General features: G+C 56.6%; 21 protein-coding genes. 10 read left to right on the forward strand and 11 right to left on the reverse strand.

What is annotated here, in order from left to right:
• Positions 1-39: 39 nt before the first annotated feature.
• A complete protein-coding gene (locus ACR6JA_RS09355; protein ID WP_494493942.1) occupies positions 40-471 on the forward strand; it encodes a PTS sugar transporter subunit IIA in 432 nt (143 codons plus the stop codon).
• A gap of 91 nt (positions 472-562) precedes the next feature.
• Positions 563-1,813: a polysaccharide deacetylase family protein gene (locus ACR6JA_RS09360; protein ID WP_166876749.1), complete on the forward strand. Its 1,251-nt coding sequence runs from the start codon at positions 563-565 to the stop codon at positions 1,811-1,813.
• A 71-nt stretch (positions 1,814-1,884) separates the two neighbouring features.
• Here the strand turns inward: ACR6JA_RS09360 and panD are convergent, their stop codons facing one another.
• The 9 genes from panD to thpR all read right to left on the reverse strand — a co-directional run bounded on the left by panD (position 1,885) and on the right by thpR (position 8,845).
• Entirely contained in the window at positions 1,885-2,265 is a 381-nt protein-coding gene (panD, locus tag ACR6JA_RS09365) for an aspartate 1-decarboxylase (RefSeq protein ID WP_008461846.1), read from the reverse strand.
• A 92-nt stretch (positions 2,266-2,357) separates the two neighbouring features.
• On the reverse strand, positions 2,358-3,212 hold the full coding sequence (gene panC, locus ACR6JA_RS09370; protein WP_166993577.1) for a pantoate--beta-alanine ligase: 855 nt from the start codon (positions 3,210-3,212) through the stop codon (positions 2,358-2,360).
• 13 nt (positions 3,213-3,225) lie between these two features.
• The gene (gene panB / locus ACR6JA_RS09375; RefSeq protein ID WP_166876740.1) at positions 3,226-4,020 is read right to left on the reverse strand and encodes a 3-methyl-2-oxobutanoate hydroxymethyltransferase; all 795 of its coding nucleotides are present in this window, start codon (positions 4,018-4,020) and stop codon (positions 3,226-3,228) included.
• 44 nt (positions 4,021-4,064) lie between these two features.
• A complete protein-coding gene (folK, locus tag ACR6JA_RS09380) occupies positions 4,065-4,544 on the reverse strand; it encodes a 2-amino-4-hydroxy-6-hydroxymethyldihydropteridine diphosphokinase (RefSeq protein ID WP_494493943.1) in 480 nt (159 codons plus the stop codon).
• Positions 4,541-5,941, reverse strand: a complete 1,401-nt coding sequence (pcnB, locus tag ACR6JA_RS09385) for a polynucleotide adenylyltransferase PcnB (RefSeq protein ID WP_213715251.1) — start codon at positions 5,939-5,941, stop codon at positions 4,541-4,543. The genes folK and pcnB overlap by 4 nt, the downstream gene beginning before the upstream one ends.
• Before the next feature lie 56 nt (positions 5,942-5,997).
• The gene (gene gluQRS / locus ACR6JA_RS09390) at positions 5,998-6,882 is read right to left on the reverse strand and encodes a tRNA glutamyl-Q(34) synthetase GluQRS (protein ID WP_494493944.1); all 885 of its coding nucleotides are present in this window, start codon (positions 6,880-6,882) and stop codon (positions 5,998-6,000) included.
• A 71-nt stretch (positions 6,883-6,953) separates the two neighbouring features.
• The gene (gene dksA / locus ACR6JA_RS09395) at positions 6,954-7,409 is read right to left on the reverse strand and encodes an RNA polymerase-binding protein DksA (protein WP_008460361.1); all 456 of its coding nucleotides are present in this window, start codon (positions 7,407-7,409) and stop codon (positions 6,954-6,956) included.
• A 191-nt stretch (positions 7,410-7,600) separates the two neighbouring features.
• Positions 7,601-8,305, reverse strand: coding sequence for a DNA/RNA nuclease SfsA (gene sfsA, locus ACR6JA_RS09400; RefSeq protein WP_213715204.1), 705 nt, complete (start codon positions 8,303-8,305; stop codon positions 7,601-7,603).
• Positions 8,306-8,845, reverse strand: coding sequence for an RNA 2',3'-cyclic phosphodiesterase (thpR, locus tag ACR6JA_RS09405; protein ID WP_494493945.1), 540 nt, complete (start codon positions 8,843-8,845; stop codon positions 8,306-8,308).
• A 73-nt stretch (positions 8,846-8,918) separates the two neighbouring features.
• Between thpR and hrpB the strand changes: the two genes are divergently transcribed.
• The 6 genes from hrpB to fhuB all read left to right on the forward strand — a co-directional run bounded on the left by hrpB (position 8,919) and on the right by fhuB (position 20,276).
• A complete protein-coding gene (gene hrpB / locus ACR6JA_RS09410; protein ID WP_494493946.1) occupies positions 8,919-11,354 on the forward strand; it encodes an ATP-dependent helicase HrpB in 2,436 nt (811 codons plus the stop codon).
• Positions 11,355-11,501: 147 nt separating this feature from the next.
• On the forward strand, positions 11,502-14,060 hold the full coding sequence (gene mrcB / locus ACR6JA_RS09415; RefSeq protein ID WP_494493947.1) for a bifunctional glycosyl transferase/transpeptidase: 2,559 nt from the start codon (positions 11,502-11,504) through the stop codon (positions 14,058-14,060).
• Positions 14,061-14,317: 257 nt separating this feature from the next.
• Positions 14,318-16,555, forward strand: a complete 2,238-nt coding sequence (gene fhuA, locus ACR6JA_RS09420) for a ferrichrome porin FhuA (RefSeq protein WP_494493948.1) — start codon at positions 14,318-14,320, stop codon at positions 16,553-16,555.
• 48 nt (positions 16,556-16,603) lie between these two features.
• Positions 16,604-17,401 carry a Fe3+-hydroxamate ABC transporter ATP-binding protein FhuC gene (gene fhuC / locus ACR6JA_RS09425; protein WP_494493949.1) on the forward strand — a complete coding sequence of 266 codons (798 nt, stop codon included), beginning with the start codon at positions 16,604-16,606 and terminating at the stop codon, positions 17,399-17,401.
• A complete protein-coding gene (gene fhuD / locus ACR6JA_RS09430) occupies positions 17,401-18,300 on the forward strand; it encodes a Fe(3+)-hydroxamate ABC transporter substrate-binding protein FhuD (protein WP_494493950.1) in 900 nt (299 codons plus the stop codon). The genes fhuC and fhuD overlap by 1 nt, the downstream gene beginning before the upstream one ends.
• Positions 18,300-20,276, forward strand: a complete 1,977-nt coding sequence (fhuB, locus tag ACR6JA_RS09435) for a Fe(3+)-hydroxamate ABC transporter permease FhuB (protein WP_494493951.1) — start codon at positions 18,300-18,302, stop codon at positions 20,274-20,276. Before fhuD ends, fhuB begins: the two co-directional genes overlap by 1 nt.
• A 108-nt stretch (positions 20,277-20,384) precedes the next feature.
• Here fhuB and hemL read toward each other — a convergent pair whose 3' ends face one another.
• A complete protein-coding gene (gene hemL / locus ACR6JA_RS09440; RefSeq protein WP_166876711.1) occupies positions 20,385-21,665 on the reverse strand; it encodes a glutamate-1-semialdehyde 2,1-aminomutase in 1,281 nt (426 codons plus the stop codon).
• A 176-nt stretch (positions 21,666-21,841) separates the two neighbouring features.
• Here hemL and clcA point away from each other — a divergent pair, with 176 nt between their 5' ends.
• Together clcA and erpA are read left to right on the forward strand one after the other, a co-directional pair.
• A complete protein-coding gene (gene clcA, locus ACR6JA_RS09445; protein ID WP_494493952.1) occupies positions 21,842-23,263 on the forward strand; it encodes a H(+)/Cl(-) exchange transporter ClcA in 1,422 nt (473 codons plus the stop codon).
• Between the two features lie 80 nt (positions 23,264-23,343).
• On the forward strand, positions 23,344-23,691 hold the full coding sequence (gene erpA / locus ACR6JA_RS09450; RefSeq protein ID WP_008456903.1) for an iron-sulfur cluster insertion protein ErpA: 348 nt from the start codon (positions 23,344-23,346) through the stop codon (positions 23,689-23,691).
• Positions 23,692-23,741: 50 nt separating this feature from the next.
• Here the strand turns inward: erpA and ACR6JA_RS09455 are convergent, their stop codons facing one another.
• Entirely contained in the window at positions 23,742-24,362 is a 621-nt protein-coding gene (locus tag ACR6JA_RS09455; protein ID WP_008456904.1) for a TRIC cation channel family protein, read from the reverse strand.
• Between the last annotated feature and the right edge of the window lie 5 nt (positions 24,363-24,367).

Genomic DNA, 24,367 nt, shown 5'->3' on the forward strand with positions numbered 1-24,367 from the left:
GTTCTGGCACACTGTCGCTCCATAAACAGGAGAGACTTTATGCTTGGCTGGGTCATTGCCGGACACGACGACTACGCACAAAAGATACTGGATGCTCTCGAGCAGCGCTTTGGGCCGCAGCCTCAGTGCTGTGCGGTGAATTTCTGGCACGGGTTAAGCACCAATATGCTTAGCCGGATGATGTGCGATGCTCTTCACCACTGCGATTCGGGCGACGGCGTTATCTTTCTGACCGATATCAGCGGGGCGGAACCTTACCGGGCAGCGGCATTGATGAACCATAAGCATGAACATTGCGAAGTTATCGCCGGGGTAACGCTGCCGCTGCTTTTAGCGATGCGTGAACAGCGGGACAATATCTCCAGCGAAGCCTTTCGGCAGCTTATTGTGGAGCAGGGCGGGGATACGGTGACCAGCCTTTGGCATCAGCAACAAAAGAACCCGCCGTTTGTATTGCTGCACAATTATTAAGGGCATGTATCTATTGAGGTTGGTATTCCTCTGTCTTTTGCTAAAATAATGACTTCCTTCCGTCTTTCCGACAAAAACTGACTAATTTGCCATGTTAACTCGCCTTGTTTATTGCGTCATGCTAGTCATCAGCATCGGAACTGCTCAGGCTAGCCTGCTCAGTAGCCATGACACCCCCGCCCAATATATGCAAACCACCGAAGATGCCGATATCTGGGCGCAGGTTGGTGATAATGTGATTTCCGTCGGCCGTATCGGCCAGGGGCAAATCCTGGCGGTGGTGCCGACGCCCGCAGATTACTACGAGTTTAATTTCGGCTTCGGTACTGGGTTTATCGATAAGGCGCATCTTGGCCCGGTAAAAGGCAAGCAGCGAGTGGAAGACCGGCTGGGGGATCTCAACAATCCGTTGAGTAACCAAAACTTGATCACCTTCCGCGACGTGGCTATCTATAGCGAGCCGGCCACCTCGTCAGCGGTGTTCGGCACGCTGGCAGATAACCTGCGCTACCCAATCATCGGCAAGCTCAAAGATCGCCTGAACCAGACCTGGTACCAAATCCGCATTGGCAATCGTCTGGGCTACATCAGCAGCCTAGACGCGCAGCCGGATAACGGCATTCCGGTTCTGACCTATCACCACATTCTGCGTGATGAGGAAAATACGCGTTTCCGCCATACGTCGACGACCACCTCGGTGGTTGCGTTCAGTAACCAGATGACCTGGCTGCGTGACATGGGCTACACCACGCTGACGATGTATCAGTTGGAAGGTTATCTGCGTAACCGTATGAATCTCCCGGCTCGCTCGGTGGTGATCACCTTTGATGACGGGTTGAAATCAGTCTACCGTTACGCATTCCCGATTCTGAAACAGTACGGCTTTAAAGCGACGGCTTACATTATCTCGTCACGCATTAAGCGTCATCCACAGCCGTGGAATCCAAAGTCTCTGCAGTTTATGAGTATTTCTGAGCTGGAGGCGATTCAAAGCGTGTTCGATATTCAGTCGCACACGCATTTCCTGCATCGCGTGGATAACTACCGCCGCCCGATTCTTCTGAGCCGTAGCTACCACAATATCCTGTTTGATTTTGAGCACTCGCGCCGTGCGCTGTCGCAGTTCAATCCGCACGTGCTTTATCTCTCTTATCCGTTTGGCGGCTATAACGATATTGCGGTAAAAGCTGCAAACGATGCAGGGTTCCATATGGCCGTAACCACGGTGCGTGGGAAGGTGAAACCGGGCGACAACCCGTTCTTACTGAAGCGGCTTTATATTATGAGGACGGATTCGCTGGAGACGATGTCGAGGACGATTACCAATCAGCCTGAATCGTGAGTACGTGAGCTAAACTGGGGTTGTTCGATCCCCTCTCCCGCGTGGGGAGAGGGTTAGGGTGAGGGCGGTTGTTACGCGACCTGAACCGGCACGGCTTTCGCGAGACGCTTCATCTCATTCTCACCGTCAAAGTAGGCCACTTTTGGCTGCCAGCTGCGCGCCTGCTCATCTGGCATAGTAACGTAACTGGCGATAATCAGGATGTCACCGACGTCGGCGCAGTGTGCCGCCGCGCCGTTAACGGAGATGATTTTAGAACCACGTTCACCGGCGATAGCGTAGGTAGAAAAACGCTTCCCGTTGGTGACGTTGTAGATGTCGATGGCTTCATATTCCAGAATGCCTGCCGCCTCAAGGAAGTCCTGATCGATGGCGCAGGAGCCTTCGTAATGCAAGTCCGCCTGAGTCACTTTGACGCGGTGTAACTTGCCTTGCAGCATGGTGCGAATCATAAACTTGAACCTTTGTTACTGGGCTTAAAAAGCGCGGATATCACCCGCGCCGTGGATATTCGAGGCAGTATTGCCCTTTTTATTTAGGCTGTCTACTGCGCCAGATCGACGGTGACGTTATCAATCAGTCGGGCCTGACCGAGCCAGGCCGCCATCAGGATCACCGCACGTTTGCTTTCCGCTGACAGCTCCAGCAAAGTGTCCGCATCGCGGATTTGCAGGTCATCAGAACGGAAACCTTTTTCGTTCAGTTCTGTTGCCGCGAGAATCAGCATCTCTTCGGTATCACGGTCGCCGCCGCGCAGTTTTTCCGCCAGGCCGTTCATGACCTTGCTCAATCCCGGGGCGATTTTACGCTGATCTGCAGTCAGGTAGCCATTACGTGAGCTGAGCGCCAGGCCGTCTTTAGCGCGCACGGTCGGCACGCCAATAATCTCAATGTCGTAGCCCATATCGGCGACCATTTTACGGATCAGCGCTAGCTGCTGATAATCCTTTTGGCCAAAGCAGGCAACGTCGGGCTGAACGAGGTTGAACAGTTTGCTGACAATGGTGGAAACACCACGGAAATGCCCTGGGCGGCTGGCGCCTTCCAGCATGGTGGAGATGCCCGGCACATCCACAAATGTCTGTGTGTCGAGGCCCTGAGGGTAAACGTCAACCGGTGCCGGGGCAAAGACCATATCCACCTTGCGGCGGTTCAGCTTTTCGCAATCTTCCTGCAGAGTGCGCGGGTAGCGGGCTAAGTCGTCCGGCCGGTCAAACTGCATCGGGTTCACGAAAATACTGACCACGACCACATCAGCAACGGCTTTGGCTTCTTCCACCAGCGTCATGTGCCCATCGTGCAGGTTGCCCATGGTCGGCACCAGGGCGATGCGTTTCCCTTCCTGGCGCCAGCGGCGAATCTGCTGACGCAGCAGCGGTAACGTTTCGATAATCAGCACAACCTATCTCCTGTCAGTAAAAACTGTGTTCGTTGCCCGGATAACTGCCGGATTCGACTTCACTAATGTACTGGCGCACCGCGGTGCGAATATCGGCGGTCTCAGCAAGGAAATTCTTCGCAAACTTAGGAATATGGCCGCCAGTAATCCCAAAGGCATCATGCATCACCAGAATCTGCCCGTCCGTGACGTTGCCCGCGCCAATGCCAATCACTGGGATAGAAAGCGCTTCTGTTACGCGTTTAGCCAGCTCAACGGGAACGCACTCCAGCACCAGCAACTGGGCGCCAGCGGCTTCCAGCGCCAGAGCGTCATCCAGCAGCGTTTGCGCGGCCTGTTCGTCGCGGCCCTGAACTTTATATCCGCCAAAAATATTGACCGACTGCGGCGTTAATCCCAAATGACCACAAACCGGAACGGCGCGCTCCGTCAGCATTTTCACCGTGTCAGCCAGCCAGCGTCCGCCTTCGATTTTCACCATGTTAGCCCCGGCGCGCATTACCTCTGCGGAGTTGGCAAACGCCTGCTCCGGCGTGGCGTAGGCCATAAACGGCAGGTCAGCCAGCAGCAGGCAGTTTGGTGCACCGCGGCGAACCGCACGAGTGTGGTAGGCAATGTCTGCCACCGTGACCGGCAGCGTAGAGTCGTGGCCCTGAACCGTCATGCCCAGCGAATCGCCAACCAGCAAAACGCCGACGCCTTCGTCAGCAAACAGCTTAGCGAAGCTAAAGTCATAGGCGGTAAGGGTGGCGAATTTCTTGTTATCCTGCTTGAGCTTACGCAGGGTGGAGGTGGTAGTGGGTTTCATCATCATCCCCGGAGAAAGGTTAGAACAGGATACGGGCGCGCTGTTTACCAGCGGGTGATGCCCTCCAGGGAGAGGCTAGCCAGTATCGTGGCAACAGACTGCCCGTCGGGAAAGCGGCATTCCGGTGCTATTTCCAGCAGAGGAACCAGCATAAACGCGCGGTTCTTCATGTCGTAATGAGGCACAGTCAGGCGTTCGGTGTGCATTACCTCATCGCCAAACAGCATAAGATCGAGATCTAACGTCCGCGGCCCCCAGCGCTCTGCTTTGCGCATGCGGCCATGCTCCAGTTCAATACGTTGGGTATGGTCCAGAAGGGCTTCGGCAGACAGGTCGGTGTCCAGCATCACGGCAGCATTCAGATAATCTGGCTGATCCTGAGGGCCGAGCGGGGGAGTGCGGTAAAAAGAAGAACTGGCCACCATTCGGCTTTGTGGAATGGCGGCCAGGGCGTCAAGGGCAGAGGAAACCTGCTCCAGCGGCGACGCCTGGTTACTGCCCAGCGCGATATACGCGAGGGTCATGAATTACCTTCGCGACGTGGCGCGCGTTTGCGTGGGCGACGCGTGCGGCGGCGAGCTGCAGGCTCATCGCCAAGGTCGTTCAGCATATCTTTTTGCATTGGCGGCGCAGCTACCTGGAACTCGCCCCACCATTTGGTCAGACGCAGCAGTTCCTGGTTGTTCTCGACTTCCGCGCGCAGCGCCAGCAGGTCGTAAGACGCCCGGAATTTAGGATGCTCCATCAGCTTCCAGGCGCGTTTACCCTGGCGGCGGGACAGACGAAGCTGCAGGCCCCAGATGTCACGCACCAGCGTAGTAATGCGTTTTGGAATCGCCAGCGCACGGCAGGCTTCATCCAGCACTTCATTCATTGCCAGCGCAAAGGCGTCGTAGTAGGCGAGGCCGCTTTCCTGGGCAATCTTTTGCGCCATTTCCAGCTGCGGATACCAGAACATCGCCGCAAACAGGAACGCCGGATTTACGCGCATATCGTTATGAATGCGGGTATCGGTATTCTTCAGCACCAGCGCAATAATGCGTTCCATCGGGCTGTCGCCCTGCTCGGTGAAATAGCGGGTGATGATCGGGAACAACGGCTGGAAGAGCTGATATTCACGCAGCAGTTGGTAGGTTTCAAACCCGTATCCGGCCTGCAGAAGTTTGAGCGATTCTTCAAAGAGACGCGCCGGGGGCACATCGTTCAGCAGCGTGGCAAGGCGAGGAATCGGCTCGCCGGTTTCCGGGCTGATGGTCATATTCAGCTTGGCGGCAAAGCGCACGGCGCGCAGCATTCGCACTGGATCTTCGCGGTAACGTGTTTCCGGGTCGCCAATCAGGCGAATAATGCCTTTGTTCAGATCGTTCAGGCCGCCGACGTAATCCCGCACGGAGAAATCGGCCACGCTGTAGTAAAGACTGTTGATAGTGAAGTCGCGGCGTTGAGCATCTTCTTCGATAGAACCAAAGATGTTGTCACGCAGCAGCATGCCGTTCTGGCCACGCTGCGAGGTCTGACGGTCGGCAGACTGCTGCTCTTCATGATGGCCGCGGAAGGTGGCCACTTCGATGATTTCTGGCCCGAACATCACGTGAGCCAGGCGGAAACGGCGGCCAACCAGGCGGCAGTTACGGAACAGTTTGCGAACTTGTTCTGGCGTCGCGCTGGTGGTGACGTCGAAATCTTTCGGTTTTTTGCCCAGCAACAGGTCGCGGACGCCACCGCCGACGAGGTAAGCCTCGTAGCCTGCTTTGTTTAAACGGTAGAGCACCTTGAGGGCATTTTCACTGATATCTTTGCGGGAAATAGCGTGCTGATCGCGCGGGATAACAGTAATGTGCGGGAGAGTTTCGGTCTCCTCGACCACGACGTCATCGCGGTTAAGCACCTTGCGGCAAAAATTAGCGACTCGGGTAAAAATAGTCCACCTCGGCAGTGTCAATCATAGGGACAAAAAAAACAGCGGCTAATCATAGCTCAGTGTGGGGCATTTGAGAATGATGTATTCACCGGCACACTATTAAGCGACCAGTTCATTACGGCTTGCTCCAGCAGCCTTTCCAACGTCAGATCCTGCCAGCCGTCCGCGACTTGTTGATTTAAAAAGCGCAACGCTTCCACCAGCAGCGGGCGAGGATCGCCCTGCGGCAGCGCGGGCGCGTGATTCTGCTTCGAAAGCTTAAAGCCCTGCTCGTTGAGAGCCAGTGGCAGATGAATATAGCCAGGAGCGGGCCAGCCAAACTGCTGGTATAGCGAGATTTGCCGCACCGTCGGCTCAATCAAATCTGCACCGCGCACGATCTCCGTCACACCCTGGAAGTGGTCATCCACCACGACAGCAAGATTATAGGCGAACAGACCGTCACGACGGTGAATGATGAAATCTTCCCGCGCCAAAGACTCATCGGCATGCAATTGCCCGCGCAGGCCGTCCTGGAAGCTCAGCACCGGGTTGTTTTGCACCAGGCGCATTGCGGCGTTTTGTGGTCCGTTGCCAAGGGTTCTGCAATGCCCATCGTAGAAACCGCCGATCTGCTGAATACGGCTGCGAGTGCAGGTGCAGTAATAGCTCAGCCCTTGCTGCCGTAGCCAGTTCAGCGCGGCGCGATAGGCCTCATGGCGCTGGGATTGCCATAGCACGTCGCCATCCCAGTGCAGGCCGTAATGCTCAAGCTGTTTGAGGATGGTGTCGGCGGCGCCGGGAACTTCGCGAGGAGGATCGATATCTTCGATGCGTACCAGCCAGCGGCCCTGTTGAGCGCGAGCCTGAAGGTAGCTGCCAAGAGCGGCAATGAGTGAGCCAAAATGCAGTTCCCCGGAAGGTGAGGGGGCAAAACGGCCAATGTAGAGTTGAGCTGACATTTTTTGAGGTGCAATAAAGTAATATGGCGGGAGAGTCTCCCGCCATAGAGGTTTGGCATTTCCGAGGGCCGTTAGCCGGCCATCTGTTTTTCGCGGATTTCTGCCAACGTTTTGCAGTCGATACACAAATCAGCGGTCGGACGTGCTTCAAGGCGACGAATGCCGATTTCTACACCGCAGGATTCGCAGTAGCCGAAATCTTCGTCTTCCACTTTCTTGAGCGTTTTTTCGATCTTTTTGATCAGTTTGCGTTCACGATCGCGGTTACGCAGTTCGAGGCTGAACTCTTCTTCCTGGGCCGCACGGTCTACCGGGTCCGGGAAGTTAGCCGCTTCATCCTGCATGTGCGAAACGGTGCGATCTACCTCGTCCCTGAGCTGATTACGCCATGCTTCAAGAATAAGCTTGAAGTGCGACAGCTGGGCTTCGTTCATGTACTCTTCGCCCGTTTTCTCCTGGTATGGCTCCACCCCAGCGATGGCGAGAATACTCAGGGACGACGTTTTACGCTTTTGCCCTTCTTGCATGTTGCTTCTCCTTAACACGCACTTATCGGTCCCCTGTCGGGGTAAAATCAGGCCGCTATAAATAGCAGATGCTTTTCAGGTTGGCAATTATATAAACTCCTCTCTTGACAACCGTGTGAAGAAAAGCTTATTTGCGAAACGACCCGACTATAAAAAAGACAATACGTTATCTGTCCTTAACCAGATGCTGATTATAAATAGACAGGCAACGGCGTAGTTAGAGTGATCCTCTCGGCAGAAAGTTCTGCTTTCCAGGCGATAATTTCAACCCCACACTGCTGTGCCTCGGTTAACAGCCGCGCATATTTCTCATCAATGTGGCGGGCTGGCGAGACGCTATTTATAGCAGAATGTAAAACCGCAAACAGTAGCACCGCGCGCTCTCCTTGCTGAACCACATTCATCAACTCTCTTAAATGCTTCTGGCCCCGCAGGCTAACAGCATCGGGAAAATAGCCTTTATCCTGCTCGAGCAACGTGACTGATTTCACTTCAATATAGCAGTTAACCTTGTTACTCGCTTGTAACATAAAGTCAATTCTGCTGCGTTCTTCACCGTATTTTACTTCGGCCTGAAGGCTGTCATAGCCCGCCAGTTCTGTCGGAGGATATGTCGTCAGCATCTCTCTGACCAGAGTGTTTGCTCGTAACGTATTGACGCAAATTATCTCACCCTTTTGTGTTTGAGTAAGCTCCCATGTATGGGGGTATTTGCGCGTTGGGCTGGCCGATGTGGAATACCAAACCGTGTCGCCCGGCGTGGCGCAGCCTGTCATTGCTCCGGTATTGGGGCAATGCAGCGTCATGGTTTCGCCGCTGGCGGTTACAACGTCCGCCAGAAAGCGTTTATAGCGTTTAATTAGCGTGGCGGGCTGCAGCGCGGGTGAAAACTCCATCTACTCTTCCTTATTAGTCAGCGACCAGCGCTCCAGCGCCTGATAGCGGGTTCTGCCCTGTTCAAAAACGGACTCGTACAGCGAAAATTCATTCACCTGAACTTGCCAGCTAAAGCCCGGCGCGGGGATCGCCACGGAGCGTATGGCATTGCGATAAAGCGTCACGTGGGGATGAAACGGCTGCGGAGACTGATAGCAGCCGCTGCGTGCGGCCTGGGAGCGGAGCATATTGGCCAACTGCAGCAGGCCGCGTGGTGCCTGCCGTGGCCCCAGCCATACGACGCTAGAGCGTAGCCATTGCCCGGCATCGTTCAGGCACAGCGTAAAGCCGGGCTGGCTAATTCTTCCGGCGAGGCGGCACAAGGCCTGGCGTTTTTCGTCGGAGACATCCCCCAAAAACGCCAGCGTGAGGTGCAGATTGGCCGCGGCTACCGGTCGGCCAGCATCCGCAGGGAATTGGGCGGCTCGCCAGTGAATGATTTGCTGCTGAACCTCGGACGGTAACGTCAGGGCAAAAAAAAGGCGTCGATTTTCGGCCATGCTTGTCTCTCGGTTATGGTTTGGCGGGATGCTACAATGCGCGACTGCCGATGTTAACCCTTTGGAGCCATTTGTGTCCTCATTACCGGTTGCGGCCGTACTGCCAGAAGTGCTGAAAGCGCTCGAGTACGCCCCGCAAGTTTTGCTCAATGCCCCTACCGGCGCAGGTAAATCTACCTGGCTCCCGCTGCAAATCCTTCAGCAGAGTAATCTGGGAGGCCGCATTCTGCTGCTTGAACCTCGTCGCCTTGCCGCCCGGAATGTTGCTCAGCGGCTGGCCGAATTATTGGGTGAGAAACCAGGCGAAACCGTTGGCTACCGGATGCGCGCTGACAGCTGCGTGGGGCCAAACACCCGGCTTGAGGTGGTGACCGAAGGGATTCTAACGCGGCTTATCCAACAGGATCCCGAGCTCAACGGTATTGGGCTTGTGATCCTCGATGAATTTCACGAGCGCAGTTTGCAGGCCGATCTTGCTCTGGCGCTGCTGCTGGACGTGCAGGCCGGGCTTCGCGATGACCTCAAAATTCTGATTATGTCGGCGACGCTGGACAACCAGCGCCTGCAGCAATGCCTGCCGGATGCGCCGGTGATTACCTCTGAAGGCCGTGCTTTCCCGGTTGAGCGCCGCTACATGGCTTTGCCAGTGCATCAGCGCTTTGATGACGCAGTTGCCGCCGCCGTGGCCGGGCTGCTGCGTGAAGCGTCAGGATCGCTGCTGCTGTTCTTACCCGGCGTGGGTGAAATTCAGCGTGTACAGGAACAACTCAAAGAGCGAGTGCCGAGCGATGTTCAGCTTTGCCCGCTGTATGGCGCTTTACCTTTGAGCGAGCAGCGTAAAGCGATTCTGCCCGCCGCGGCGGGAACCCGGAAGGTCGTACTGGCGACTAACATTGCCGAGACCAGTTTGACCATTGAAGGCATTCGCCTGGTGGTGGATGCAGCGCAGGAGCGCGTCGCTCGCTTTGACGCTCGTACCGGGCTGACCCGGCTGGTCACTCAGCGTGTGAGTCAAGCCTCAATGACCCAGAGGGCCGGGCGCGCCGGGCGTCTGGAGCCGGGTATATGCCTGCATCTAATCGCCGCCGACCAGGCTGAACGTGCGGCGGCCCAGAGCGAACCGGAAATATTACAAAGTGATTTATCCGGCCTGCTGCTGGAGCTATTGCAATGGGGCTGCCAGGACGTGCGCCAGCTAACCTGGCTTGATGTGCCGCCGGAGGTAAACCTGGCTGCAGCTCAACGTCTGCTACGTCAGCTAGGGGCCGTTGACGAACAGCAGCGCCTGACGGCAGAAGGGCAAAAAATGGCGAAAATGGGTAACGACCCGCGTCTTGCCTCAATGCTGGTGACGGCCAAAACGCCGGATGAGCAGGTTACAGCCGCGTGGCTGGCGGCAATCTTGGAGGAACCGCCGCGTACTCGGGGCGGCGGCGATTTGCGGTCACTTTTCGACAGTAGAAACGGTAACTGGCGGCAGCGCGCCGCTCAGCTGCTGAAAAGAATAAATGCCCGAAGCGGGGAGCCGGATATCTCGCTAGCTATGCCGCTGCTGGCAAGCGGGTTTGGCGACCGTATCGCCCGGCGGCGCGGGGCAGAAGGTCGCTATCAGTTAGCCAACGGCATGGGCGCGATGCTGGAGCAGGATGACGCCATGACGCGGCATGAATGGCTAATAGCGCCGCTTTTGCTGCAGGGCAGCCAGTCGCCGGATGCCCGCATCCTGCTGGCGCTGCCGCTGGATGTTGAAGAACTTGTCGTTCGTATCCCGCATCTGCTGACGGAAAGTGATTCGGTGGAGTGGGATGAAGATCGGGGGGCGCTAAAAGCCTGGCGGCGGCGTCAGATCGGCAAATTAGTGGTGAAAACTCAGCTGTTAGCGAAGCCTTCCGAAGAGGAAATGCAGCAGGCGATTTTAAACGGCATTCGTGAACGCGGGCTTGGCCTGCTGGAGTGGTCCGTTCCAGCCCAGCAGCTGCGGTTGCGCATGAGCTGCGCGGCTCGCTGGCTGCCGGAGCAGAAATGGCCTGCGGTGGACGATGACTCCCTGCTGGCAAAGCTCGATGACTGGCTGCTGCCGGAAATGCGCGGCGTGCATTCGCTACGTGCGTTGAAAAATATCGACCTTAGCCGGGCGCTGGGTAACTTGCTTGACTGGCCAATGCGTCAACGGCTGGATAGTGCCCTGCCAACTCATTACACTGTGCCGACCGGAAGCCAGATTGCGATTCGCTATGACAGCGAAAATCCGCCGGTACTGGCGGTGCGTATTCAGGAAATGTTTGGTGAAGCACAGACGCCTTGCATCGCCGAGGGGCGCGTTCCGCTGGTGCTTGAGCTATTATCTCCGGCGCAGCGGCCGTTGCAGATCACCCGCGATTTAACGGCGTTCTGGAACGGGGCCTGGCGCGAAGTGCAAAAAGAGATGAAGGGACGTTATCCGAAGCACGTCTGGCCGGACGATCCGGCGAATACTGCCCCGACGCGCCGGACGAAAAAGTATTCCTGATGCTCTCCCCAATGGGATAGCTGGCAATCATGAAAAGGCATTCTTGAAAAGAATGTCCGGTTGTTTTTTTGAGAGATTTCTTCTTTCGCATTGCGCGGAAGAACGGAGAATCGGGCCTTTGCGCCTGAACTTTTGTGGAGAAGATGCATGGCGGGGAATGACCGCGAGCCTATTGGACGTAAAGGAAAACCAACGCGTCCGGCGAAAGAGAAGGTGAGCCGTCGTCGACTCAAGGAAGAGGAGTATGACGACGAGTATGAAGACGATGATTACGAGGACGAAGAACCTATGCCGCCGCGTAAAGGAAAAGGTAAGGGGAAAGGCTCGGGCCGCCCGTCAAAAAAACGCCGTTTCTTCTGGCTGTTGGTGAAGCTGGCGATCATCTTCTTTGTGGTGCTGGTTATTTACGGTGTGTACCTCGATCAGCAGATCCGCAGCCGCATTGACGGCAAAGTCTGGCAGCTTCCGGCTGCGGTCTATGGCCGCATGGTAAACCTTGAGCCAGATATGCCTTACAGCAAAGCGGAGATGGTGAAGCTGCTGGAAGCAACGCAGTACCGGCAGGTGTCGAGCATGACGCGCCCGGGCGAGTTCACCGTGCAGGGGAACAACATCGAGCTGATTCGCCGCCCGTTTGACTTCCCGGACGGTAAAGAAGGGCAGATTCGCGCTCGCCTGGTGTTCGACGGTGGCCATCTGGAATCTATCCAGAACATGGATAATAACCGCAGCTTCGGTATCTTCCGCCTCGACCCGCGGCTGATCACCATGCTTTCTTCGCCAAACGGCGAGCAGCGCCTGTTCGTACCTCGTTCCGGCTTCCCAGATCTGCTGGTGGACACGCTGATTGCGACCGAAGACCGCCATTTCTATGAGCACGACGGGATCAGCATTTACTCTATTGGCCGCGCCGTTGTCGCTAACCTGACGGCCGGGCGAGCGGTGCAGGGCGGCAGTACGCTGACTCAGCAGCTGGTAAAAAACCTCTTCCTGAGCAACCAGCGTACGCTGTGGCGTAAAGCCAACGAAGCCTACATGGCGCTGATCATGGATGCTCGCTACGACAAAGATCGCATTCTTGAGCTGTATCTGAACGAGGTGTACCTCGGCCAGAGCGGCGACGATCAGATTCGTGGCTTCCCGCTGGCCAGCCTTTATTACTTCGGCCGCCCGGTGGAAGAGCTTAGCCTCGACCAGCAGGCGCTGTTGGTAGGTATGGTGAAAGGGGCATCGCTGTATAACCCATGGCGAAATCCGAAGCTGGCGCTTGAACGTCGTAACCTGGTCCTGCGCCTGCTGCAGGAACAGAAAGTTATCGATCAGGAGCTGTACGACATGTTGAGCGCGCGTCCTCTGGGCGTGCAGCCTCGCGGCGGCGTGATTTCGCCACAGCCAGCCTTTATGCAGATGGTGCGTCAGGAGCTTCAGGACAAGCTGGGCGACAAGGTGAAAGACCTGTCCGGCGTGAAGATCTTCACCACCTTTGATTCTGTGTCTCAGGATGCGGCAGAAAAAGCAGTGACCGAAGGCGTTCCGGTGCTGCGTGCTTCCCGTAAGCTGAACGACCTGGAAGCGGCGATGGTCATTGTTGACCGCTTTACCGGTGAAGTTCGCGCGGTCGTCGGCGGCGCGGAACCGCAGTTTGCGGGCTTTAACCGTGCGCTGCAGGCTCGTCGCTCCATTGGCTCGCTGGCAAAACCGGCCACTTATCTGACGGCGTTGAGCCAGCCGGATACGTTCCGCCTGAACACATGGCTTGCCGATGCCCCGATTGGCATCAAACTGTCGAATGGCCAGGTCTGGTCGCCGCAGAACGATAACCACCAGTACAGCGGGCAAGTGATGCTGGTGGATGCGCTGACGCGTTCGATGAACGTGCCAACCGTAAACCTGGGGATGACGCTGGGCCTGCCGGCCATTACCGATACCTGGACCAAGCTTGGGGTACCCAAAGACCAGCTTAATCCGGTGCCGGCGATGATTCTGGGGGCGTTGAACCTGACGCCTATTCAGGTTGCGCAGGCGTTCCAGACGATCGCCAGCGGCGGGAACCGCGCCACGCTTTCCGCGCTGCGGTCGGTGATTGCTGAAGACGGCACCGTGCTGTATCAGAGCTTCCCACAGGCAGAGCAGGCGGTGCCTGCGCAGGCCGCTTATCTGACGCTGTTTGGTATGCAGCAGGTGGTGGCTCGCGGTACGGGCCGTGCGCTGGGCGGGAAATACCCGAACCTGCATCTGGCCGGGAAAACGGGGACCACCAACAACAACGTGGATACCTGGTTTGCCGGCGTTGATGGCCGTGAAGTGACCATTACCTGGGTAGGACGTGATAACAACCAGCCAACCAAGCTGTACGGTGCCAGCGGCGCAATGTCGCTGTATCAGCGTTATCTGTCAAACCAGTCGCCGATCCCGCTGGATCTGACCCAGCCGGAAGATATCGTGGATATGGGCGTCAACAGCGCGGGTTACTTCATGTGTAGCGGCGGTGGTGACCGTGTGCTGCCAGTCTGGACGACGAATCCGAGCGCGCTTTGCCAGCAAAGCCAGCAGGAAGAGCAATCCGCTAACCCGTTCAGCCAGACGCCAGCAGGCCAGCAGCCGCAGCAACAACCGCAGCAGCAGCCCCAGCAGCAACAGCCCGCTCAGGAACAGAAGAGCGATGGCGTTGCCGGCTGGATTAAGGATATGTTCGGCAGCAATTAAGTCTCGCTTCACTTATCAACCTCTCCCAAAGTGGGAGAGGTTTTTTTTCGCCTTTTTTTACCCGTCATAACGCGTTTCTTATCTTAAATTTCACGCCCAATTAACACCCTATAAACCATCAGGTTATTTATTGTTCCCTTAATAACCCTAAGGGTGTGAGGCGCTTGCTATGCAGCCAGCGTTTCGTCTATTATCCTGCGGGCATAATAATAATTATCGTTTACGTTATCATTTACCATTTCACCAGAGAAAATATCATGGCGCGTTCACTCCCAGGTCAGCCAGCCAAAAACCCTGTCCGTAAGCTTGCTCTGCTTGTAGCGGCGGCGGTGGGCACCGTCAGCGTTAACAGCTTCGCGGCGGACACCGGCACGACCAAAAAAGAAGACACTATCACCGTTTCAGCTGCAGCAGTACCTACCGAAAGCGCATGGGGGCCATCGCCAACCATCGCCGCTAAACGCAGCGCCACGGCGACCAAAACCGATACCCCCATTGAAAAGACCCCGCAGTCTATTTCGGTGGTGACCAGCGAAGAGATGCAGATGCATCAATTCCAGTCCGTGAAGGAAGCGCTGGGCTATACGCCGGGCGTAACGGTTAGCAGCCGTGGTGCTTCCAATACCTACGACTTTGTCATTATCCGTGGTTTTTCATCCGTGGGCCTGAATCAGAATAACTATCTGGACGGCCTGAAGATGCAGGGTGATTTCTATAATGACGCGGTCATTGACCCTTATATGCTGGAGCGCGTGGAGCTGATGCGCGGTCCAACTTCCGTGCTGTACGGCAAAAGCAGCCCGGGCGGTATTGTGAACATGGTCAGCAAGCGTCCGACCACCGAGCCGCTGCATGAAATCCAGTTCAAAATGGGCACGGACAACCTGTATCAGACAGGCTTTGACTTCAGCGATGCTCTGGATGATGCGGGTGTTTATTCTTATCGCCTGACCGGCGTTGCGCGCTCTAATAACGAGCAGCAGGATAATGCCAAACAGAAGCGTTATGCCATTGCACCATCTTTCTCATGGCGTCCTGACGACAAGACAAACTTCACCTTCCTGTCTTACTTCCAGAATGAGCCTGATACAGGCTATTACGGCTGGCTGCCGAAAGAAGGTACCGTTCAACCGTTGCCAAACGGTGGGCGTCTGTCTACCAGCTTCAACGAAGCGGCAACTAACAATAGCTATTCCCGTAACCAGAAAATGGTGGGCTATAGCTTTGAACATGGTTTCGACGACACCTTTACCGTGCGTCAAAACCTGCGTTTCTCTGAAATGAAAGTTGCTCAACAAAGCGCTTATGGTACTGGGCTGTGCAACAACAGCATGAATGCTTTCAATGTCTACTGTCAGGCACTGACTGCAGAGCAAAAAGCTCACTATTTAGGGCGTGGTACCGTTGTTGATAATGAACGTCTGCAAAACTTTAGCGTAGATACCCAGCTACAGAGTAAATTTGCAACCGGAGCTATCGATCACACGCTGTTAACCGGTGTGGATTATATGCGCATGCGTAATGACATTAGCGCTCTGTTTGGTAATGCACCTGCCCTCGATCTAAACAATCTGCCCTCAATGAGCGATGTCGATTTTGGCAGCGCTGTGCCTTACCAGATGAACGAAAGTAAGCAAACGGGTCTTTACGTGCAGGATCAGGCGGAGTGGAACAAGTGGGTGATGACTCTGGGTGGACGCTATGACTGGTCTAAACAGGCGACCACAGTTCGCAGTGATAACGGTTATATAGACCGTAATGATCATCAGTTTACCTGGCGCGGTGGAGTTAACTACCTGTTCGACAACGGAATCTCTCCGTACTTCAGCTACAGCCAATCCTTTGAGCCGAACGCGTTCAGTCTCTACAGCACACCTCGTGTGGCCTATCAGCCATCCAAAGGTGAACAGTATGAAGCTGGTGTGAAATATGTGCCTAAGGATATGCCGATCGTTGTGACGGGTGCAGTTTATCAGTTGACGAAAACCGATACCCTGATGACTGATCCGACGAACGCTCTGAATCAGGTTCCGGCGGGCGAAGTCCGTGCGCGTGGCGTTGAGCTGGAGGCAAAAGCGGCGTTGAACGCCAACATTAACGTGACGGCTTCCTACACATACACCGATGCACAGTACACTAAAGACACGACCCTTCAGGGCAATAGCCCGGTTCAGGTTCCTAAACATATGGCTTCCCTGTGGGGGGATTACACCTTCAACAGCGGCATCCTGACAGGCCTGACGCTGGGGACTGGTGGACGCTTTATCGGCTCCAGCTATGGCGATCCGGCTAACACCTTCAAGGTGGGCAGCGCTGCGGTTATGGATGCGGTCGTGAAGTATGACCTCGGTCGCTTCGGCCTGAACGGCTCCAGCATTGCTGTTAACGTGAATAACCTGCTTGACCGCGAATACGTTGCCAGTTGCTTCGACACTTACGGTTGCTTCTGGGGCGCTGAGCGTCAGGTGGTTGCTACCGCGACCTTCCGCTTCTAACTTGTCTCCCGGGCACGGTTCGCCGTGCCCTTCACTAAGATGGCTACCATGCAGGATAAACAGCTTCATCCCGACACGACTTTTAGCCTCACTGATGTCACGTTCCGCGTGCCTGGCCGCACGCTACTCCATCCGCTGTCTATCACCTTCCCGGTGGGTAAAGTTACTGGTCTGATTGGCCATAACGGCTCCGGTAAATCGACGCTGCTGAAAATGCTGGGTCGCCACCAGAAACCTTCTGAGGGTGAAATTCTGCTGAACTCACAGCCGCTGGACAGCTGGGGCAGCAAAGCGTTTGCCCGGCAGGTGGCCTATCTTCCCCAGCAGCTTCCTGCCGCGGAGGGCATGACGGTGCGTGAGCTGGTGGCGATTGGCCGTTACCCGTGGCATGGGGCGTTAGGGCGCTTTGGCACGGCTGACCGTGAGCTGGTGGATGAGGCTATTAGCCTGGTAGGGCTGAAGCCGTTTGCGCATCGCCTGGTGGATAGCCTGTCCGGCGGCGAGCGGCAGCGGGCATGGATCGCCATGCTGGTGGCGCAGGATAGCCGCTGCTTGCTGCTGGATGAGCCAACGTCTGCGCTGGATATCGCTCATCAGGTTGACGTGCTGGCGCTGATCCATCGTCTTAGCCAGGAGCGCGGCCTGACGGTAGTTGCTGTTCTGCACGACATTAATATGGCTGCGCGGTACTGCGACAACCTGGTGGCGCTACGCGGTGGCGAAATGATCGCGCAAGGGACGCCGGAAGCCTTAATGCAAAGCGATACGCTGGAGCATATCTACGGTATTCCGATGGGCATCCTGCCGCACCCGGCGGGGGCTGCGCCGGTGAGTTTTGTTTATTGATGAGCCGTATGAATGACTTTCTTTTAACCCGTCGCCGCCTTTTGGCGGCGATGGCGCTTTCACCGCTGCTGCTAAAATTACCTGCCGCGCAGGCGGCGGTGCCGGATGCAAAACGCATCATCGCCCTGGAATGGCTGCCCGTTGAGCTGATGATGGCGCTCGGCGTCACGCCGATGGCCGTCGCCGACATCCCTAATTACCAAATCTGGGTGAACGAACCTAAGCTGCCGGAAGGCGTGATTGATGTTGGCCTGCGCACCGAACCTAACCTCGAGCTGATGGCGCAGCTAAAACCTTCTCTGATTCTCTATTCTGCAGGCTACGGCCCTTCGCCGGAAAAAATCACCCGTATCGCCCCTGGGCTTGGGTTCAATTTTAACGATGGCTCCGGCAAGCCGCTGGAGATTGCGCGTAAATCGCTCATTCAACTGGGGGATACGCTGGGTATGCAGCAGGCCGCCAGTCGGCATCTGGCCGAATTTGATGCGTTTATTACCAGCATGAAGCCTCGCTTTGCCGCGCGCGGCAACCGTCCAGTGCTGCTGATGTCATTTTTGGATAATCGCCATGCGCTGGTGGTGGGCAAGCACAGCTTATTTGAGCAGGTGATGGATTTGCTGGGGGTGAAAAATGCCTGGCAAGAAGAGGCGAATTTCTGGGGAACTGCCGTCGTTGGGATTGAACGCCTGGCGGCGATAAAAGACGCCGATGTGCTGTGCTTCGACCATAAAAACGAAGCGGTGGCCCGCCAGGTGACGGCCACGCCGCTGTGGAAAGCGATGCCGTTTATCCGCCAGAACCGTTTTCAGCAAGTTCCCGCCGTCTGGCTTTATGGCACGACCATGTCGGCTATGCACTTTGCCCGCGTGTTGGACGACGGCCTGAGGAGCCTGGCCTGATGAGACGTCACGTTATTTTCCCCACCAGCCTGCTGCTGGTGCTGTTTGTTTGTGCGCTGTGGCTGACGCTGCATAACATGCATGGCGTCTTACCTTCCTCGCAGTGGCGCAGTGCTTTTGTCGAGCCGGACATCGACAATGTTCAACAGATGCTGTTTCACTTCAGCCTGCTGCCGCGTCTCGCAATATCGCTGTTGGTTGGTGCCGGGCTGGGTCTCGTCGGTGTACTGTTCCAGCAGGTGCTGCGCAATCCTCTGGCGGAGCCGACAACGCTTGGCGTAGCCAGCGGGGCTCAGCTTGGCGTCACGGTTGCTACGCTTTGGATGCTGCCGCTGGCTGCCCAGCCGTTTGCAGCGCTGATTGGTGCGGCGGTCGTTGGCCTGCTTGTTTTTGGCGTCGCCTGGGGCAAGCGGATGTCGCCGGTCACGCTGATTCTTGCGGGCCTGGTGCTGAGCCTTTATTGCGGTGCGGTCAACCAACTGCTGGCAATCTTCCACCATGACCAGCTGCAGAATATGTTCCTGTGGAGCACTGGATCGCTCAATCAACAGGACTGGAGCAGCGTTGAAAGTCTGTGGCCACGCCTGATGGGCGGCCTGCTGCTAACGCTGCTGTTGCTGCGTCCGTTGACGCTGATGGGACTGGATGATGGCGTGGCGCGTAATCTGGGCCTGGCGCTTTCGCTGGTCAGGCTGGTGACGCTGGCGCTGGCGATTGTGATCAGTGCTCAGTTGGTTAATGCGGTCGGGATCGTTGGTTTTATCGGGCTATTTGCGCCGCTGCTGGCAAAAATGCTGGGGGCTCGGCGCCTGGTTGCTCGTTTGTTCCTGGCTCCGCTCATTGGGGCGCTAATTCTCTGGCTGTCTGACCAGGTGGTGGTTTGGCTCTCCAGCGTGTGGGGTGAAGTCTCTACCGGGACGGTCACTGCGCTGATTGGCGCCCCTATCCTGCTGTGGCTGCTGCCGCGTCTGCGTACCAGCGGTGCGCCGTCCATGACCGCCGGAGATCATGTTCAGGCTGAACGCCAGCGTGTGCTGCTTTGGGTGGTCACGGGACTTGGCATTCTGCTGCTGGTGATTGCCGCCGCGCTGGCACTGGGGCGTGACGCACACGGCTGGCGATGGTTAAGTGGTGCACTCTTTGACGATGCGCTGCCGTGGCGCTGGCCGCGCGTTATGGCGGCTTTGACCGCAGGCGTGATGCTGGCGGTTGCGGGCTGCCTGATCCAGCGGTTAACCGGCAACGCGATGGCAAGTCCGGAAGTCTTGGGTATTAGCTCCGGCGCGGCCTTCGGCGTGGTGTTGATGCTGTTTATTGTGCCGGGGAACGCGTTTGTCTGGCTGTTGCCGGCGGGCAGTCTTGGTGCGGCGGTAACGCTGCTGATCATCATGATGGCTGCCGGACGGGGCGGGTTTTCTCCTCAGCGTATGCTGTTGGCTGGGATGGCGCTCAGCACCGCCTTTACCATGCTGCTGATGATGCTGATGGCAAGCGGCGATCCGCGTATGGCGACGCTGCTGACCTGGATTTCTGGCTCGACGTATAACGTTACAGGCGAGCAGGCGGTCAGAACGTTGGTTGTCATGGTTGGGCTGTTAGCCATCACGCCGCTACTGCGCCGCTGGCTGGTGATTTTACCGCTGGGCGGTGCCACCGCACGGGCGGTCGGAATGGCGTTAACACCATCGCGCTTTGCGCTGCTGTTGCTGGCGGCAACGCTTACCGCCACGGCGACGTTAATCGTCGGCCCGCTAAGTTTTGTCGGACTGATGGCACCGCACATTGCTCGCATGCTTGGGTTCCGCAGGGCAATGCCGCAGATAGCGATGGCCGGGATTTTTGGCGGGATGTTAATGATTCTGGCGGACTGGTGCGGCAGGATGATTCTGTTCCCGAATCAGGTGCCGGCGGGGCTATTGGCGACGTTTATCGGCGCGCCTTATTTCGTTTATTTGCTGAGAAAGCAGGGACGGTAACCCCTCACCCTAACCCTCTCCCCAAAGGGGAGAGGGAACTGAAAAGAGCATAAATCTGCTGTTTTTCCCCCTCGCCCTTCCAGGGAGAGAACCGGGGTGAGGGTAAAATTACAGCTTCGCAAATACGCGGCGTGCCGCGTCGATGGTCCGCTGAATATCTTCTTTGCTATGCGCCACGGACATAAAGCCCGCCTCAAACGCTGACGGCGCAAGGTATACACCTTCTTCCAGCATCAGGTGGAAGAAGCGCTTGAAGCGCTCTACATCGCAAGCAACCACGTCTTTATAGCTGGTGACGGTTTCGGCATCGGTGAAAAACAGGCCGAACATGCCGCCGACGTTATTCACCACCAATGGGATGTTTTCTGCTTTAGCCGCATTCAACAGGCCGTTAGCCAGCATTTCCGTCAGCTCGGTCAGGGTCTGGTGAACGCCGGGCTGAGACACTTCGGTCAGGCAGGCGAAGCCCGCCGCCATGGCGATAGGGTTCCCGGAGAGCGTGCCCGCCTGGTAAACAGGGCCCGTTGGTGCCAGCGCGTCCATGATTTCGCGACGGCCACCGAAGGCGCCGACTGGCATCCCGCCGCCGATGATTTTGCCGAGGCAGGTCAGGTCTGGTTCGACGTCGTAGTAAGACTGAGCGCCCGCAAGCGCCACGCGGAAGCCGGTCATCACTTCATCAATGATCAGCAGTGCACCAAATTCGTCGCACAGCGCTCGCAGGCCCGGCAGGAAGTCCGCATGCGGAGGAATACAGTTCATGTTGCCCGCGACGGGTTCAACGATGATACAGGCCACGTCCTGAGGGTATTGCTCAAAGGCTTCGCGCACGGAGGCCAGATCGTTATAGGTGCAGGTCAGGGTGTGCTTCGCAAAGTCAGCCGGCACGCCCGGAGAGTTTGGTTGGCCGAGTGTCAGCGCGCCGGAACCGGCTTTCACCAGCAGGCAATCTGCGTGGCCATGATAGCAGCCTTCGAATTTGATGATTTTATCCCGGCCAGTGTAGCCGCGAGCGAGGCGGATAGCGCTCATGGTGGCTTCGGTGCCGGAGTTCACCATACGAACCATGTCCATGGTCGGCACCAGCTCACAAACCAGCTCCGCCATTTTCACTTCCATTTCGGTTGGCGCCCCAAAGCTCAGGCCGCGCTCAACGGCTTCAATGACCGCGTTGCGGATCGCCGGGTGGTTGTGGCCGAGCACCATTGGGCCCCATGAGCCAACGTAATCGATATAGGCTTTACCGTCTGCGTCATACAGGTAAGCCCCGTCCGCACGCTCGATAAACAGAGGCACTCCGCCTACGCCGGTAAAGGCGCGTACCGGAGAGTTAACGCCGCCGGGAATGACCTGGCGGGCTGCGGCGTACAGGTTTTCAGACTTACTCATGAATCGGCTCCTGATTCGTGGAAATGGTGACAGCGGGCTATTCTATGTGAAACCTGCCCCGCGTTGAAATATTTGCCCAAATCAAACGTTACGGTTTATTAGCTAATTTAAAAAGACGAAGGTCTTTTCTGTGGGTAAAATGCCCGCCTTATTTGTATGACTAAACGGTTAGAACCATGAATTTAGCCCATAACTCTCCCGATCGGGCGCAAAGCGTCCAGCAGCGTCGCGGGGCTATTCTGCGTCGCCTGATTGGCCAGGATAAAATGCCGCTAATGATTTTGCTGATGGCCGCGGTGGTTGGCACGCTGGCGGGCCTGGTCGGCGTGGCGTTTGAAAAGTCGGTTAACTGGGTGCTTCAGCACCGTATCGGTATGCTGGCTCAGGTCGCGGACAGCGCCTGGCTGGTGTGGCCGCTGGCGTTTATCAGCTCGGCGCTGCTGGCGATGGTGGGCTATTTTCTGGTGCGTCGTTTCGCGCCTGAAGCCGGCGGGTCGGGCATTCCTGAAATCGAAGGGGCACTGGAGGATTTGCGGCCAGTGCGCTGGTGGCGCGTGATCCCGGTGAAATTCATCGGCGGGATGGGCACGCTCGGCGCGGGAATGGTGCTGGGGCGTGAAGGGCCGACCGTACAGCTTGGCGGTAACATCGGGCGTATGGTGACGGACATTTTCCGCATGAAAAGTGCGGAAGCTCGTCATTCGCTGCTGGCAACCGGTGCTGCTGCCGGGCTGTCTGCGGCATTTAATGCGCCGCTGGCCGGGATCCTGTTTATCATCGAAGAGATGCGTACCCAGTTCCGCTATAACTTGGTTTCGATAAAAGCGGTGTTTATCGGCGTGATTATGTCGAGCATCGTGTTCCGGATCTTTAATACCGAAACCACGGTGATTCAGGTGGGTAAGCTGGCGGATGCGCCGGTCAACACGCTGTGGCTGTATCTGATCCTCGGCATGATTTTTGGCATTGTCGGCGTGGTGTTTAACCGGCTGGTGATCGGCGCTCAGGATATGTTCCAGCGCATTCACGGCGGCAACATTAAGAAGTGGGTGCTGATCGGCGGGCTTATTGGCGGGCTTTGCGGTGTGCTGGGACTTATTCAGCAGGCGGCGTCCGGCGGCGGGTTTAGCCTTATCCCGATTGCGGCCATGGGGAATTACACCATTGGCATGCTGTTGTTCCTGTTCATCGCTCGGGTCATCACCACTTTGCTCTGTTTCTCCTCCGGTGCACCGGGCGGTATTTTTGCCCCGATGCTGGCGCTGGGCACGCTGCTTGGCACCGCGTTTGGCACGGCTTGTGCCGCCTGGTTCCCCGCGTATCATCTTGATATGGGCACCTTTGCAATTGCCGGAATGGGGGCGTTACTCGCCGCCTCACTGCGTGCGCCGCTCACCGCTATCGTGCTGGTGCTTGAGATGACGGATAATTACCAGCTCATTCTGCCAATGATTATCACCTGTCTTGGGGCGACACTGTTGGCACAATTTTTGGGCGGGAAACCGCTATACTCGGTGATTCTGGCAAGAACGCTGGCAAAACAAGAAGCTGAGAAAGCGCGAGCGGGCGAGCAGGCTTCCGCCGGGCAGAATACTTGAACGAATTACTCGGGTATTAGATAATGCTGCAAAAGTGCGGGTTGTTTTCTGCCCGACTTGTTAATTGTTGGGAGCAAAAAATGAGTGATGACGTAGTAGCGCTGCCGCTGCAGTTTACCGAAGCCGCAGCCAATAAAGTGAAAAGTCTGATTGCAGACGAAGAGAACCCGAATCTGAAACTTCGCGTCTATATCACCGGTGGTGGTTGCAGCGGCTTCCAGTATGGCTTTACCTTTGACGACCAGATCAACGACGGCGATATGACCATCGAGAAGCAGGGCGTTGCTCTGGTTGTGGATCCAATGAGCCTGCAATATCTGGTCGGTGGTGCGGTGGATTACAGCGAAGGCCTGGAAGGCTCCCGCTTCGTGGTGACTAACCCGAACGCGAAAAGCACCTGCGGGTGTGGTTCCTCCTTCAGCATCTGATAAGTTGCTGAAATAAAAAAGCCGCGTATAAAACGCGGCTTTTTTTATCGCTATTGTCGGTCATTTAGCGCAAAGGTCGGCAGTTTAAGGTGCCAGTAGATGGCAGCCAGGCGAATCGCCAGCGTGACCACCATGCCAATCATACTGGCCTGCTCCAGCGGGACGTTAAAGGTGTGGTAAGCCGTGGCGTGGACGATACCGCCAATAATACAGGCGGTGGCATAAATCTCGGTGCGCAGAATCATCGGGACTTCACGGGCCAATACGTCGCGGATGATCCCGCCGCCTACGCCAGTGATTACGCCCATGCAGATTGCAACCAGCGGGCTGGCATGGGCCAGAAACGCTTTATTGACGCCGATGCCAACAAACACCGCCAGGCCGACGGCATCCAGCACGGGAAGCACCCACTTAGGCAGGCGTCGCGGCTGGCGCACCAGGACGATCGTCAGCATACAGGTCACCATGGCGACGACAAGGTCCGTGGGATCTTTCACCCAGAATACCGGGCCATTGGCTAATGCCATATCGCGGATTGTTCCCCCGCCTACCGCGGTAACTACCCCGAGCACCAGCACGCCAAAGGGATCCATCCGCAGCTTCCCGGCCAACAAAACGCCGGAAATAGCGAACACGGCGGTACCGACAATATCCAGCCAATAGACCAGCATTTATG

It is taken from the genome of Cedecea sp. B1(4) (assembly GCF_059414925.1).